Origin of the sequence: Rhodoferax ferrireducens (assembly GCF_031458075.1) — a bacterium.
GTDB lineage: Bacteria > Pseudomonadota > Gammaproteobacteria > Burkholderiales > Burkholderiaceae_C > Rhodoferax_B > Rhodoferax_B ferrireducens_A.
On sequence record NZ_JAVDXT010000004.1, the window covers coordinates 24,432 to 37,090 of the forward strand.

The window sequence follows — 12,659 nt, forward strand, 5'->3', positions numbered from 1 at the left end:
TTCGATTGCCTCAATCTGTCCTATGAACATCCGGTTCAGTCCACGCCGTATCGGCCAGTTCGCTGAGCTTGAAGTCTTCTCGGATGCACCGTGTGAGTCTTACATCAGCTAGGTTGTGTTCGCTGGCGTGCTTGCCAAACCACTTGTAGAACCTGCTAGCCGAAACATTTATCGCCCGACACATGGCCCGCATGGATCACTCGCCTCGATGGCGGAAGATAAAGGCGTGCTTCACACGGCCCGCGGGCGCGACGAACTATGGATCCCTTGCAAAGTAGCCGAGCGCTTTTTTAGGATTTCACGCTCCGTGGTGCCCCGCCGCAACTCCCGCGGAAGGCGCTCGACCTCTGATGCCGATTCGCTTCGTAAAGGTTTGCTTGGGCGCATGTTTATGACATCGCCGTGCTCCTGGCTGACCCAGCGCCACAGCACGCTCTACTCGATATCCAGGTCCTTCGCAATATGAATGACCATCGCCCCAGGCTGCTTGAGAGCTTCACTGCCTCCCGTTTTAACTCGTCCGTTAATGCTCTTCTTGTCTTTGGCATGCTCTCTTCCTAAACACATCGTGTCCTTCGATGTGTCCGGTAAACTGGAAGATGTCCGTCCTTTTGCCACCCAGACTCCCCGTTTATGATTTGATTTATAGGAGCTTGTGCATGGCCAACATTCTCATCCTGGGCGCGTCGCGCGGTATCGGCCTGGAGTTTGCGCGGCAATACGCAGAGGCGGGCGAGCGCGTGATCGCCACCGCCCGCGATGCCGCCGGACTGGCCCGGCTGAAGGCGCTGGGTGCCGAGCCGCAGCGCCTGGACGTGGCCGATCCGGCCAGTGTTAGCGGCCTGGCCTGGCTGCTGGACGGGGAAAAGATTGACACCGCTGTTTACGTGGCCGGCGTGTATGCCGAGGGCCGCGCCACCTCGCCGCCCACCCAGCAGGACTTTGACCGCGTGATGCACACCAATGTGCTGGGCGCGATGCAGACGATTCCGCAGGTCGCGCCGCTGGTGGAGGAGGCCGGTGGCGTGTTTGCCTTCATCAGCAGCGGCATGGGGCAGATTGGGGAGGTGTCGTCCAGCGACGGCTGGGCCTACCGGGTCAGCAAGGCCGCGCTGAACATGGCGGTGGCCGCGGCCCAGCACGACTACCCGCGCGCAACCCTGCTGGCGCTGTGCCCGGGCTGGGTGCAGACCGATATGGGCGGCCCGGGCGCGCGCCTGACGGTGCAGGACAGCGTGGCCGCCATGCGCAACACCCTGGCTGCGGTCACACCCGCCGACCGGGGCCGCTTTTTGCACCACGACGGCCGGCCTTATGCCAGCTGGTGAGGGGCGATGTGTAACGCCGGCCCCGGCTGCGCGGCTCTACGTATAATCCACCCCTCCGAGGAGCGCTGCAACCCCTGGCCTGGCACACAGGTACGGGTGTGAGGCTCGGAAACCATCCATCAAGTGATAACCGCGCTCACCCACTGCCTGCTAGGCTGAGATTCGGGTGAGTCCCGGTTCACCGTCTGCGCAGTGGCCCTACCAACATGTACCAACCTGTTTTGGAGCCCATCATGAACGCAGTTCTCAAACCCATTCTGACCGCTGACCAAGCCATTGCCGACCTGAGCCTGGCCGCCTGGGGCCAGCGCGAAATCCGCATCGCCGAAACCGAAATGCCCGGCCTGATGGCTATCCGCGAAGAGTTCGCCGCAGCCCAACCGCTGAAGGGTGCGCGCATCACCGGCTCGCTGCATATGACGATCCAGACCGCCGTGCTGATCGAAACCCTGCAGGCCCTGGGCGCTACCGTGCGCTGGGCTTCGTGCAACATCTTCTCGACCCAGGACCACGCGGCTGCCGCGATTGCCGCCGCCGGCACGCCGGTGTTCGCCATCAAGGGCGAGTCGCTGAAAGACTACTGGGACTACACCCACAGCATTTTTGACTTCGGCGCCAAGGGCACGCCCGGCGAAGGCCCGAACATGATCCTGGACGACGGTGGCGACGCCACCTTGCTGATGCACCTGGGCCAGCGCGCCGAGAAGGACATCAGCGTGGTCGGCAACCCGACCAGCGAAGAAGAAACCCTGCTGTTCGCCGCCATCAAGGCCAAGCTGGCCGTGGACCCGACCTGGTACACCCGCAAGTCGGCCGAAATCATCGGCGTGACCGAAGAAACCACCACCGGCGTGCACCGCCTGAACGAAATGTCGGCCAAGGGCACGCTGCTGTTCCGCGCCATCAATGTGAATGACTCGGTGACCAAGAGCAAGTTTGACAACCTGTACGGCTGCCGCGAATCCCTGGTAGACGGCATCAAGCGCGCCACCGACGTGATGATCGCCGGCAAGGTGGCTTGCGTGGCCGGCTACGGCGACGTGGGCAAGGGCTCGGCCCAGGCGCTGCGCGCCCTGTCGGCGCAAGTGTGGGTGACCGAGATCGACCCGATCAACGCGCTGCAAGCCGCAATGGAAGGCTACCGCGTCGTGACCATGGACTACGCGTGTGAACACGCCGACATCTTCGTTACCACCACCGGCAACAAGAGCGTCATCACCCACGCCCACATGCTGAAGATGAAGGACCAGGCCATCGTCTGCAACATCGGCCATTTCGACAACGAGATCGAAGTTGCGGCTATCGAAAAATACGAGTGGGAAGAGATCAAGCCCCAGGTGGACCACATCAAGTTCCCCGACGGCAAGAAGATCATCCTGCTGGCCAAGGGCCGTCTGGTGAACCTGGGCTGCGGCACCGGCCACCCGAGCTTCGTGATGTCGGCCAGCTTCGCCAACCAGACCATCGCCCAGATCGAGCTGTTCACCAAGAAGGACGCCTACGAAGCCGGCAAGGTCTATGTGCTGCCCAAGCACCTGGACGAAAAGGTGGCCCGCCTGCACCTGAAGAAGGTCGGCGCCCAGCTGACCGAGCTGACCGACGAGCAAGCCGCCTACATCGGCGTGAGCAAAGCCGGCCCCTACAAGGCTGAAACCTACCGCTACTAAAGCGTCCGCTCCCCCGCATCCCGGGGGAGTTTTTACCTTCACCTTCGGAGCCCGATGCGCGCTGACCAATTACTTGTAGAACGCGGCCTGGCCGCATCCCGCTCCCAGGCCGTGCGCCTGATCACCGGGGGCATGCGCTGGTTCGACGGCATCAAATGGCGTGACGTCGCCAAGAACAAGGACGACATTCCGACCGACGCCAAGATCGAGTTGCTCGACGACGCCGAGGCGCGCTATGTGTCACGTGGTGGGCTCAAGCTGGAAGCCGCATTGAAGCACTTGGGTCTGGACGTGACCGACTGCAAGGTGCTCGACGTGGGCCAGTCCACCGGCGGTTTCACCGACTGCCTGCTGCAGGCCGGTGCGGCCCAGGTCACCGGCGTCGACGTAGGCCATGGCCAGCTGCACCCCAAGCTGCGTAGCGACCTGCGCGTGTTGTGCGTGGAGGGGCTGAATGCCCGTTCGCTCACCCCCGAGTCGCTGCAGGAAGCCTGTGAGATGGTTTTGTCCGAGCACTGGGAGCCACCCGCGGTGGACGACCCCGAGCCCGAGGCACCCTATAGCTGGATGCGCGGCGGCGGCGAAGTCACCGACTACGACGACAGCGACGACGCAGACGATGCCGAGGTCGAGGCGCATATTGCGCAGGCGACGGGCAAGGTGAATGCGCGGCCTCTGGAGGCGGACCCCGCAGCCGAAGGGGCGGCCGTGCACCAGCGCCCGAACCGCCGAAAACCCGGCTTGGACGGCGTGGACACCGACCCCGAGTTCGACCTGGTGACCGGCGATGTGTCGTTCATTTCGCTGACGTTGATCTTGCCGGCACTGGTGCCGTTGCTGAACCCGGACAGCCGCTTGCTGATGCTGGTCAAACCGCAGTTCGAGCTGCAGCCTGGCCAGGTCGGCAAGGGCGGCATCGTGCGCGACGAAGCCCTGTACGGTGTTGTCGAAGCGCGTTTGCGCCAGTGTTGCGCCGAGCTGGGCCTGGAGGTGCTGGACTGGTTTGACAGCGCCGTGGTCGGCGGCGACGGCAACCGTGAATATTTTATTTTTGCAAAAACGAGTGGCGCATGAGTCTCGCATCCCATTTACCCATCAGTCTTGAATTCTTCCCACCGAAAACGCCCGAAGGCGCGGCCAAGCTGCGCACCGTGCGCCAGGCGCTGTATGCGCTGAAGCCCGAGTTCTGCTCGGTCACCTTTGGCGCCGGCGGCTCGACCCAGGAAGGTACGTTTGCCACCGTGGCCGAGATCCTGGCCGAGGGCGTGCCTGCCGCCAGCCACTTCTCCTGCGTGGGCGCCACCAAGGCCACGGTGCGGGCCCAGCTCGCCACCTTGCAGGCCATGGGCGTGAAGCGCCTGGTGGCCTTGCGTGGCGACCTGCCCAGTGGCTACGGCGCGGGTGGTGAATTCCACTATGCCAGCGATCTGGTCGCGTTTATCCGCGCCGAGACGGGCGATACCTTCCAGCTGGAAGTGGCTTGCTACCCCGAGGTGCACCCCCAGGCCAAGTCGGCCGACGCCGACCTCAACGCATTTGCCATCAAGGTGCATGCGGGCGCGAATTCGGCGATGACCCAGTATTTCTACAACGCCGACGCCTACTTCCGCCTGGTGGAAGATGCGCGCAAGCTGGGCGTGACGATTCCCATCGTGCCGGGCATCATGCCGATCTCCAGCTCTTCGCAGCTGATGCGCTTCAGTGACGCCTGTGGTGCCGAGATTCCGCGCTGGATCCGTCTGCGCCTGCAAGGCTTTGGCGACGACACCGCCAGCATCAAGGCCTTTGGCCTGGATGTGGTGACCGACCTGTGCGAGCGGCTGATTGCCGGCGGCGCACCCAGCCTGCACTTCTACACCATGAACCAGAGCCTGGCCACGCTGGAAATCTGCAAGCGCCTGGGCCGCCTAGCAGCCTGATTACACGACGTCACCAAAGCGTCGCCTGCTGCCAGCAAGCGATGATGGTTGATGGTCGCTTTTGTGCGCTCTTGGGTTTGTTGCGCGCAGTGGTGTACAGCTCGTAGAGGTCGTTGGGGCAGTAGTTGGCCAATGCATGCCCCCAAGAAATTTCTCGGCTTCGATCCTGGCACCTTCAGTATCAAGTTTCTTTCATCATTCGGGGCTAACTCAGACTCATGATAGTTAGCTACATTTTTGCGGTTGCCGCCTGGCAACCCAGTGCGGCCCAGCAGGGGTAGGCGCTGGCAACGGGTTCATGTCATTCGAGGTGCTTTATGCAATTCCGGCTTATGCAGCAGTGGCTGCGTGGCGTCACAGGTATTTTGGGGCTTTGTATGACGATCCTTTTGACCGCATGTGGGGGCGACGGCGATAGCGCGGCGGTGCCGCCTTCAATACCAGCAAGCACCAGCTACACCATCAGCGGCACGGTCACAGGCTTGGCTCCGGGGGGCTCCGTCACCTTGCTGAACAACGCAGCCGACCCGACCAAGCTCAGCGCCAACAGCGGCTTCCGCTTTTCCACGCCGGTCGCCTCCGGTGGCAGCTATGCCGTCACCTTAGGCACCCAACCCAACGACCAGACTTGCACGGTCAGCAACGGCATGGGCTCTGGGGTTTCGGCCAATGTGTCCAATGTGCAGATTACCTGCTCGGCCACCACCTACACCATCAGCGGCACGGTCAGTGGCCTGGCATCAGGGGGCTCCGTTACCTTGCTGAACAACGCAGCCGACGCGACCATGCTCAGCGCCAACAGCGGCTTCCGCTTTGCCACACCGGTCGCCTCCGGCGGCAGCTATGCCGTCACCGTGGGCACCCAACCCAACGGCCAGACCTGCACGGTCAGCAATGGCACGGGCTCTGGGGTTTCGGTCAATATGTCCAATGTGCAGGTCACCTGCTCGGCCACCACCTACACCATCAACGGCACGGTCACTGGCCTGGCATCAGGGGGCTCCGTCACCTTGCTGAACAACGCGGTCGACCCGACCACGCTCAGCGCCAACGGCAGCTTCAGCGTTGCTACGCCGGTCGCCGCTGGCGGCAGCTATGCCGTCACCGTGGGCACCCAACCCATCGGCCAGACCTGTACGGTCAGCAACGGCTCGGGCTCTGGGGTTACGGTCAATGTGGTCAATGTGGCGGTGGCCTGCGTCAGCCGGGCCCGCTATGCCTATGTGGCGAACTTCGGCGACAACACGGTGTCGCAGTACAGCATCGGCTCGGGCGGCGCGCTCACGGCGCTGAGCCCGGCCACTGTGGCGACGGGAGCGAACCCCAATGCGGTCACCGTCGATCCCACGGGGCATTTTGCCTATGTGGCGAACAACGGCAACACGGTGTCGCAGTACCGCATAGGCACGGACGGTGCGCTCACGGCGCTGAGCCCGGCCACAGTGGCGGCGGGAACGAGCCCCAATTCGGTCAGCGTCGATCCCACGGGGCATTTTGCCTATGTGGCGAACACCGGCAACACGGTGTCACAGTACAGCATTGGCTCGGACGGCGCGCTCACGGCGCTGAGCCCGGCCACAGTGGTGGCGGGAGTTGCCCCCGTTTCAGTCAGCGTCGATCCCACGGGGCACTATGCCTATGTGGCGAACTTCAATGACAACACGGTGTCGCAGTACCGCATAGGCACGGACGGTGCGCTCACGGCGTTGAGCCCGGCCACGGCGGCGGCGGGAGTCAACCCCGTTTCAGTCACCGTCGATCCCACGGGGCACTATGCTTATGTGGTCAACGCCAACAACGGCAAGGTGTTGCAGTACAGCATCGGCACGGATGGCACGCTCACGGCGCTGAGCCCTGCCTCGGTGGTGGCGGGAGCTTTCCCGCAATCGGTCACCGTTGATCCCACGGGGCACTATGCCTATGTGGCGAACAACGGCACCTGGACGGTGTCGCAGTACAGCATAGGCACGGGCGGCGCGCTCACGGCGCTGAGTCCGGCCACAGTGACTACGGGACATAGCCCCATGTCAGTCACCGTCGATCCCACGGGGCGCTATGCCTATGTGGCGAACACCGGCGACGGCACGGTGTCGCAGTACAGCATAGGCACGAGCGGTGCGCTCACGGCGCTAAGCCCGGCCATGGTGGCGGCGGGAACTTACCCCAATTCGATCATCACCACGTTCGCACCTTAGCGACAGGCATTGCGCGCCCTGCGCGGCAGCCCCCACGGCCCGGTCTGCGGCGTGGGGGCTTTTTTTCCGGCTATAGATGTGCCCTGCTCACGCAGGGCATGCGCTGATCAGTCCGGTAGAAAGCGCTGCCGAAAGGCATCGCAGAATTGCGCGCTGCCGGTCAGCGACAAGGTCAGCGTGTGCCGCGGCAGGCCTTGCGGGCCCAGCTGCACATGCAGCTCGCGGCTCTGTGCGTCGTAGTGGATTTCTTCGGTGGCTGTCCATTCCTGCTGGCCGTGCAGGTAGAAGTCCCATTCGCCGCCATCGTCCAGCGGCGCGCGCATGCCGGGGAAGGCCGTGTGCGCCCAATCCAGTACCTGTTTGACTTCCTGGCGCACCGCCGGCACCTGCTCGGGCCGGGTTGAGGCCATGGCCTCGAACGCGCCACAGCCTAGCTCGTCTTCGCTGTAGTCAAAGTCGAGGTAGAGCATGCGGCTCAGTCCTGTGCAGGGGCTGCCGGTTTGGCGCTGCGCACGCCGTTCTTGGCTACCAGCTCGATGTAGAACGAGGGCGCACCAGTAGCGGCGATCTCGTCGATCAGCTTGGTGATGGCGGCGTAGTGCGCGACCACGGCGGTGTCGGCGCTGCTGCCGAAGCGGCAATCCCAGTCCCAGTAGTCCACGCCTTCTGGCAGGGGTACGCGCAGCTGGCGTTTGATGTATTTGCGGATTTCGTGTTTGGTGGCATCCAGCACGCGGTCGCGGTGCTTGCCTTCGATGTCCAGGGGGAACGTTTTCTTCACAGAGTGCCTTTGAGAGACCGCTGCCATCCTGGTTGGATGGCACACGGCAGGCGCTCGATTATGGGGCCTGGCGCCCTAGAGTTGGTTTTGCTATTAAATAAATAGCTGCTGGCGCAGATGGAATATGCGCCAGCGGCCGATTTTTTATAAATCGCTTACTTGCGCACCACGGCATCACCCGGGGCGAAGTCGGCGGCCTTCAGCGGGCTGCGGCTGGTGATATAGCTGCGCAGTACGTCGGCGTCGACAAAGCCGGTGTCCACATAGCTCTTGTGGGCCAGCATCTTGGGGTAGCCGTCGCCGCCCACGGCCTGGAAGTTGTTGATCACCAGGCGGTAGGTTTTGCCGGGGTCCACGGCCGCGCCGCGGATGCGGGCGTTGCTGACCACGCCACCGGTGATGACCAGCTGCACGCCCGCAAACTGCGGGAATGCCCCCGAGCCGACCGACATCTTGGCGACGGCGTTCAGGTAGTCCATGACTTCGGCGCCAGTCAGATCCACGGTGGCGATGGTGTTGCCAAACGGCTGGACCTTGAGCACGTCCTTGTAGGTCAACGGGCCGGCGGGCAGCGAGTCGCGCACGCCACCGGCATTGACCACCGAGAAGTCGGCCTTGGTCTTGTCCATCATCGACAGCCCCACCAGCACGCCCATGGCGGCCGGCTGGGCGCGGATCACGCTGCGGTCGCCTTCGATGCGGGCATCGCTGCTGCCCACGGTGATGCCCAGCTTTTCCTGGCCGATGTTCTGGTACGGCGTGAGCAGCGCCAGCATCTCTTTGTTTTCGGCGATTTCCGTGGTGTAGACCACCTTGGCGGTCTTGCCGTCGTCGGTCTTGACGGTCTTTTTCAGGTTGATCGGGATCAGCGCGTATTTGACCAGCTTGAACTCGCCGTTGCGGTAAGTGAAGTCGGCGCGGCCCACGTACTTGCCCCATTCGTGGGCTTGGACGATCCAGGTGCCGTTCTGCCGGTCCGGGGCGCAGGCGGTGCCGGGCACGTAGGCGTCGTCGCGCACGTTCTCGGCCTTCATGCAGACCGGGTTTTGCGAATGCCCGCCGACCACCAGGTCGATGCCCTTGACGGCGCGGGCCATCTCCACATCGCCCTCGGCCTGGGTGCCGTGGTTGCCGTTGGTGTAGTGGCCCATGTGGGTGGCAGCGATGACCACGTCGGCCTTGCTGCGTAGCTCGGGCACGACCTTGTTGGCTTCGGCGATCACGCTGCGGAATTCGACGCCCTTGACGTTGTCGGGGTGCACCATCTTGTAGGTGTCTTCGGTGGTCAGGCCCATCACGCCGATGCGCACGCCGCCGACGTTGAAGATCTTGTAGGGCGCGAACATCCGTTGACCGTTGTCGTAGATGTTGGCCGACAGCATGGGGAAGGTGGCCAGGTCGCGTTGCATCTTCAGCACGACGCGCGGCTTGTCGAATTCGTGGTTACCCACGGCCATGGCGTCGAAGCCTAGCAGGTTCATGCCTTTGAAGTCGGGCACGGCGTCCTGCAGGTCGGATTCGGGCACGCCGGTATTGATGTCGCCACCGCTCAGCAGCAGCACCGAGCCGCCGGCCGCCGCCACCTCGGCCCGCACCTGGTCGACCACGGTCTTCTGGGCCGACAGACCGTACTCGCCATCGCTGTTCTTCCAGAAATGGCCATGGTGGTCATTGGTGTGCAGGACGGTGATGTTGTAGGTCTTGTCTTTTTCCGGGCCCTTGGACCCCATGGACGAGCAGCCCGCCAGGGCGGCGACCAGCAAGAGCAGGGTGAAACGGCGGTTTGGCATTTGCATGGGAACTCCTGAGATGAACGAGAGAAAAGCAAGACAGGGGCCAAGGTACGCGACTGTCTTATTCCAGGGATACCGTGGAACCGGCTCCGCCGGGCCACTGGTATCGCCCCCTGCAAGGGGGGGGGCGGAAACGCGCAGCGTGGAGCCTGGGGGTGAGCCTACTTCTTTCCGCGCAGTTCCTGCATGCGCTCGTCGAAATAGCTTTTCACCGTGTAGCGCTCGGACAGCACCACGTCCCGCCGCGGGTGCAGGAACAGCGGCAGCGAGACCCGCGACTTGAAGCGGCCTTCGCCCGTGGGATTCAGCACGCGGTGGGTGGTAGATGGGTAGTAGTGGCCCGAGGCCTCTTCCAGCATGTCGCCGATGTTGACGATCAGCAGGCCGAAGTCGCAGGGCACGTCGTACCACTGCTGGTCCTTGCCCAGAACCTGCAGGCCGGGCTCGGTGGCGGCGGGCAGGATGGTCAGCAGGTTGATGTCGCCATGGGCGGCGGCGCGCACGCTGCCGGGTTCTTCGTTGCCGCGCAACGGCGGGTAGTGCAGCACCCGCAGCAGGGTCTGGTCGCAGCCCTCGATCATCTTCGGCAGAGGCTCGGAGTAGCGGGCCCGCACCTCGGGCGGTGAATTGTCTTCGACCCATTTCAGCAGCTCGGCGGCCAGGGCGCTGCCTTCCTTGTAGTAGCGCTGCGCCGCATCCGACACCTCGGCCGGATAGCGGCCCCAGGGGTAGATATGGTAGAACTCCTTGAGGTCGCGCTTGTCGTTGCCCTTGGCGGTTTCCGACACGGCGGGCGAGAAGTATCCATCGAACTTCACCGGGTCCTGCGCATACTTGTGCTTGGCCTCGGATCCGAAGAAGGCCAGCCATTCGGCGTAGATGCCGTCCACCAGATGCTGGTCTAGCGGGTGGTTGGCCAACACCCCGAAACCGGTCTCGTGCAGGCTTTTGCAGAAGTCTTGCGCAGCGGTGGGGCTGTGGTAATTGACGACAGGGAATTGCATGGATACCTCTCCTTGGCAGGGCTTAGCGCGGCAGCCAGTCCGACATTAGCACTTCTTCCAGCAGCGTGTTGCAGGCCTCGGCCTGGACCTGCATGCAGACCTGGGTGGCCGGCTTGTCGGCCCAGCCGGCCTGCGGGTGGAAGATGTCCTTCCGCTTCATCATGGTCTGGCCGTTGGCGATGCCTTCGGTGGCGACGCGGATGGCGCCCGACTCGATCACGAACAGCTCGGGGTTCACCAGGTAGATGAAGGCCAGCACGTCGTGGCCGAAGCAGCCGTGGATTTTGGCCACGTGCGGGTAGATGCCGCTGTAGAAGTCGGCGTAGAAGCTGACCGCGTGGTGCAGCACGTCGGTGGCGATGTGCTTTTGCTTGTCGGCAATCTTCTTGAACATGGCCAGCGGCACGATCACGCGGTGGGTTACGTCCAGGCCCACCATGGTCAGCTTCCAGCCGGCGGTGAACACATGGTCGGCCGCGTGCGGGTCGTTCCAGACATTGGCTTCGGCCACCGGGGAGACGTTGCCGGGCTCGACCACCGTGCCGGCCATCAGGATCACTTCCTTCAGCAGCTTGGGCAGCTGGGGTTCGAGCTTCAGGGCCAGGCTTAGGTTGCCCAGCGGACCGACGGCCACTAGGGTGATTTCGCCGGGGTGGGCGCGCGCCATGTCGACGATGAACTGGGCGCTGGAGCGTGGGTCCAGCTGGTTGCTGGTGGCGACGCGCGAAGCCAGGTTGCCCAGGCCGTCGGCGCCGTGGATGAAGGCCGGCGGCGCTTCTCCGGGCTTGACCCAGGGCGTGGCCACGCCTTTGGTGACGGGAATCGTCTTGCCGGCGATGGCCGTGAGGTACAGGGCGTTGGTTGCTGCCTGTTCCACCGTGACATTGCCGAAGGTGGTGGTGATGCCGACCACGTCGATGGCCGGGTGGGCCAGCGCGAAGTACAAGGCCATAGCGTCGTCCACGCCAGGATCGGTATCAAAAATGACTTTGGTAGGTGTGCTCATGGCGTTCGGTCCAATGCTAGGTAAAAGAGGTTAGGCGGGGAAACCGCAGAATGCGCGCAGTTCGGCATCCGCGCCCGCGGGCGTGCCGTTCTGTACCAAAGCCTGTACTTCGGCGTGGGTGGGAATGCTGGACTGCGCACCAGGCCGGGTGCAGGCCAAGGCGCCAGCGGCGCTGCCGTATTGCATGGCCAGCGCCAGGCTGTGGCCTTGGGCCAGGGCGGCGGTGAGTGCGCCGCAGAAGCTGTCGCCAGCGGCTGTGGTGTCTACCGGCGTCACCGGGAAGGCGGCTTGCAGCAGTATCTGGCCGTTCAGCCGGGCGCAGCAGCCGCGGTGGCCCAGGGTGACGACTACGCAGGGCACGGCCAGGCGCTCCAGGCACTCAGCCACGCTGCCCTGGTGCTGGGCCACGCTGGCCAGTTCACCTTCGTTGACCACCAGCACGTCCACCGTGGCCAGCAAGGCTGGCGGCAGCAGCTGGGCGGGGGCGGCATTCAGCACCACCTGCACGCCCTGCGCCTGCGCGGCCTGGGCGTAGGCGGTGACGCTGTCCAGCGGTGTCTCCAGTTGCAGCAGCAGGTGGCTGAAGCCGGCCAGCGGCGGCAGGTGCTTGGCTTGCAGGGCCAGATTGGCACCGGGGGCGACGGTGATGGCGTTTTCGGCGTCGTCGGAGACGCAGATGAAGGCGGTGCCTGTAGGCGTGTCCGGGGTGCGCACCACGTGCGACACCACGCCGGCGTCGGCCAGCGATGCTTCCAGCGGCTGGGCAAAGGCGTCGTCGCCCAGCGCCAGCAGCATATGGGTGGGTGCGCCGCCGGCGCGCGCGCAGGCGATGGCCTGGTTCGCGCCCTTGCCACCGGGGAAGGTCTGGAACGCGCGGCCCAGCACGGTTTCACCCGGTGCGGGGATGTGGGAGGCACGCACTACAAAATCAAGATTGGCCGAGCCAGCAACAAAAATCATGGGACA

General features: G+C 64.0%; 11 protein-coding genes, 2 pseudogenes and 1 riboswitch. Of the genes and pseudogenes, 5 read left to right on the plus strand and 8 right to left on the minus strand.

Translation table 11 applies throughout. From position 1 onward, the window contains the following. Nucleotides 1-58: 58 nt before the first annotated feature. Nucleotides 59-548 (minus strand): annotated as a pseudogene (locus tag J2X19_RS25945) (transposase); the annotation flags it as partial. A gap of 111 nt (nt 549-659) precedes the next feature. Between J2X19_RS25945 and J2X19_RS18555 the strand changes: the two are divergent. The 4 genes from J2X19_RS18555 (at nt 660) to metF (ending at nt 4,914) form a co-directional block, all read left to right on the plus strand. Beyond that, on the plus strand, nt 660-1,328 hold the full coding sequence (locus tag J2X19_RS18555; protein ID WP_310375399.1) for an SDR family oxidoreductase: 669 nt from the start codon (nt 660-662) through the stop codon (nt 1,326-1,328). Between the two features lie 51 nt (nt 1,329-1,379). Beyond that, nucleotides 1,380-1,473: riboswitch (S-adenosyl-L-homocysteine riboswitch) on the plus strand. 88 nt (nt 1,474-1,561) lie between these two features. Then, on the plus strand, nt 1,562-2,995 hold the full coding sequence (ahcY, locus tag J2X19_RS18560) for an adenosylhomocysteinase (RefSeq protein WP_310375400.1): 1,434 nt from the start codon (nt 1,562-1,564) through the stop codon (nt 2,993-2,995). A gap of 54 nt (nt 2,996-3,049) precedes the next feature. Beyond that, complete coding sequence (locus J2X19_RS18565; RefSeq protein ID WP_310375402.1) at nt 3,050-4,069, plus strand: TlyA family RNA methyltransferase; 1,020 nt, start codon at nt 3,050-3,052, stop codon at nt 4,067-4,069. Next, nucleotides 4,066-4,914 carry a methylenetetrahydrofolate reductase [NAD(P)H] gene (metF, locus tag J2X19_RS18570; RefSeq protein WP_310375403.1) on the plus strand — a complete coding sequence of 283 codons (849 nt, stop codon included), beginning with the start codon at nt 4,066-4,068 and terminating at the stop codon, nt 4,912-4,914. Before J2X19_RS18565 ends, metF begins: the two co-directional genes overlap by 4 nt. A 10-nt stretch (nt 4,915-4,924) precedes the next feature. Here metF and J2X19_RS18575 read toward each other — a convergent pair. Then, nucleotides 4,925-5,053 (minus strand): annotated as a pseudogene (locus tag J2X19_RS18575) (IS630-like element ISCARN39 family transposase); the annotation flags it as partial. Nucleotides 5,054-5,291: 238 nt separating this feature from the next. Here J2X19_RS18575 and J2X19_RS18580 point away from each other — a divergent pair. After that, the gene (locus J2X19_RS18580; RefSeq protein WP_310375404.1) at nt 5,292-7,109 is read left to right on the plus strand and encodes a beta-propeller fold lactonase family protein; all 1,818 of its coding nucleotides are present in this window, start codon (nt 5,292-5,294) and stop codon (nt 7,107-7,109) included. A 107-nt stretch (nt 7,110-7,216) separates the two neighbouring features. Here J2X19_RS18580 and J2X19_RS18585 read toward each other — a convergent pair whose 3' ends face one another. From J2X19_RS18585 to J2X19_RS18610, 6 genes are all read right to left on the minus strand, one after another. Beyond that, on the minus strand, nt 7,217-7,579 hold the full coding sequence (locus tag J2X19_RS18585; protein ID WP_310375405.1) for a hypothetical protein: 363 nt from the start codon (nt 7,577-7,579) through the stop codon (nt 7,217-7,219). Between the two features lie 5 nt (nt 7,580-7,584). After that, the gene (locus J2X19_RS18590) at nt 7,585-7,890 is read right to left on the minus strand and encodes a DUF6172 family protein (protein WP_092758374.1); all 306 of its coding nucleotides are present in this window, start codon (nt 7,888-7,890) and stop codon (nt 7,585-7,587) included. A 155-nt stretch (nt 7,891-8,045) separates the two neighbouring features. Continuing rightward, nucleotides 8,046-9,686, minus strand: a complete 1,641-nt coding sequence (gene ushA, locus J2X19_RS18595) for a bifunctional UDP-sugar hydrolase/5'-nucleotidase UshA (protein WP_310375407.1) — start codon at nt 9,684-9,686, stop codon at nt 8,046-8,048. 158 nt (nt 9,687-9,844) lie between these two features. Next, nucleotides 9,845-10,687 (minus strand): 2OG-Fe(II) oxygenase family protein, encoded by an 843-nt coding sequence (locus J2X19_RS18600; protein WP_116607390.1) that lies wholly within the window; start codon nt 10,685-10,687, stop codon nt 9,845-9,847. Nucleotides 10,688-10,709: 22 nt separating this feature from the next. Then, nucleotides 10,710-11,693: a nucleoside hydrolase gene (locus J2X19_RS18605; RefSeq protein WP_310375411.1), complete on the minus strand. Its 984-nt coding sequence runs from the start codon at nt 11,691-11,693 to the stop codon at nt 10,710-10,712. A gap of 30 nt (nt 11,694-11,723) precedes the next feature. Beyond that, nucleotides 11,724-12,653, minus strand: a complete 930-nt coding sequence (locus J2X19_RS18610; protein ID WP_310375413.1) for a ribokinase — start codon at nt 12,651-12,653, stop codon at nt 11,724-11,726. Between the last annotated feature and the right edge of the window lie 6 nt (nt 12,654-12,659).

What these genes read in the sequence shown, in the direction of transcription:
- J2X19_RS18555 (WP_310375399.1), top strand. Translation starts at nt 660, where the DNA reads ATGGCCAACATTCTCATCCTGGGCGCGTCGCGCGGTATCGGCCTGGAG.
- ahcY (WP_310375400.1), top strand. Translation starts at nt 1,562, where the DNA reads ATGAACGCAGTTCTCAAACCCATTCTGACCGCTGACCAAGCCATTGCC.
- J2X19_RS18565 (WP_310375402.1), top strand. Translation starts at nt 3,050, where the DNA reads ATGCGCGCTGACCAATTACTTGTAGAACGCGGCCTGGCCGCATCCCGC.
- metF (WP_310375403.1), top strand. Translation starts at nt 4,066, where the DNA reads ATGAGTCTCGCATCCCATTTACCCATCAGTCTTGAATTCTTCCCACCG.
- J2X19_RS18580 (WP_310375404.1), top strand. Translation starts at nt 5,292, where the DNA reads ATGACGATCCTTTTGACCGCATGTGGGGGCGACGGCGATAGCGCGGCG.
- J2X19_RS18585 (WP_310375405.1), bottom strand. Translation starts at nt 7,579, where the DNA reads ATGCTCTACCTCGACTTTGACTACAGCGAAGACGAGCTAGGCTGTGGC.
- ushA (WP_310375407.1), bottom strand. Translation starts at nt 9,686, where the DNA reads ATGCAAATGCCAAACCGCCGTTTCACCCTGCTCTTGCTGGTCGCCGCC.
- J2X19_RS18600 (WP_116607390.1), bottom strand. Translation starts at nt 10,687, where the DNA reads ATGCAATTCCCTGTCGTCAATTACCACAGCCCCACCGCTGCGCAAGAC.
- J2X19_RS18605 (WP_310375411.1), bottom strand. Translation starts at nt 11,693, where the DNA reads ATGAGCACACCTACCAAAGTCATTTTTGATACCGATCCTGGCGTGGAC.
- J2X19_RS18610 (WP_310375413.1), bottom strand. Translation starts at nt 12,653, where the DNA reads ATGATTTTTGTTGCTGGCTCGGCCAATCTTGATTTTGTAGTGCGTGCC.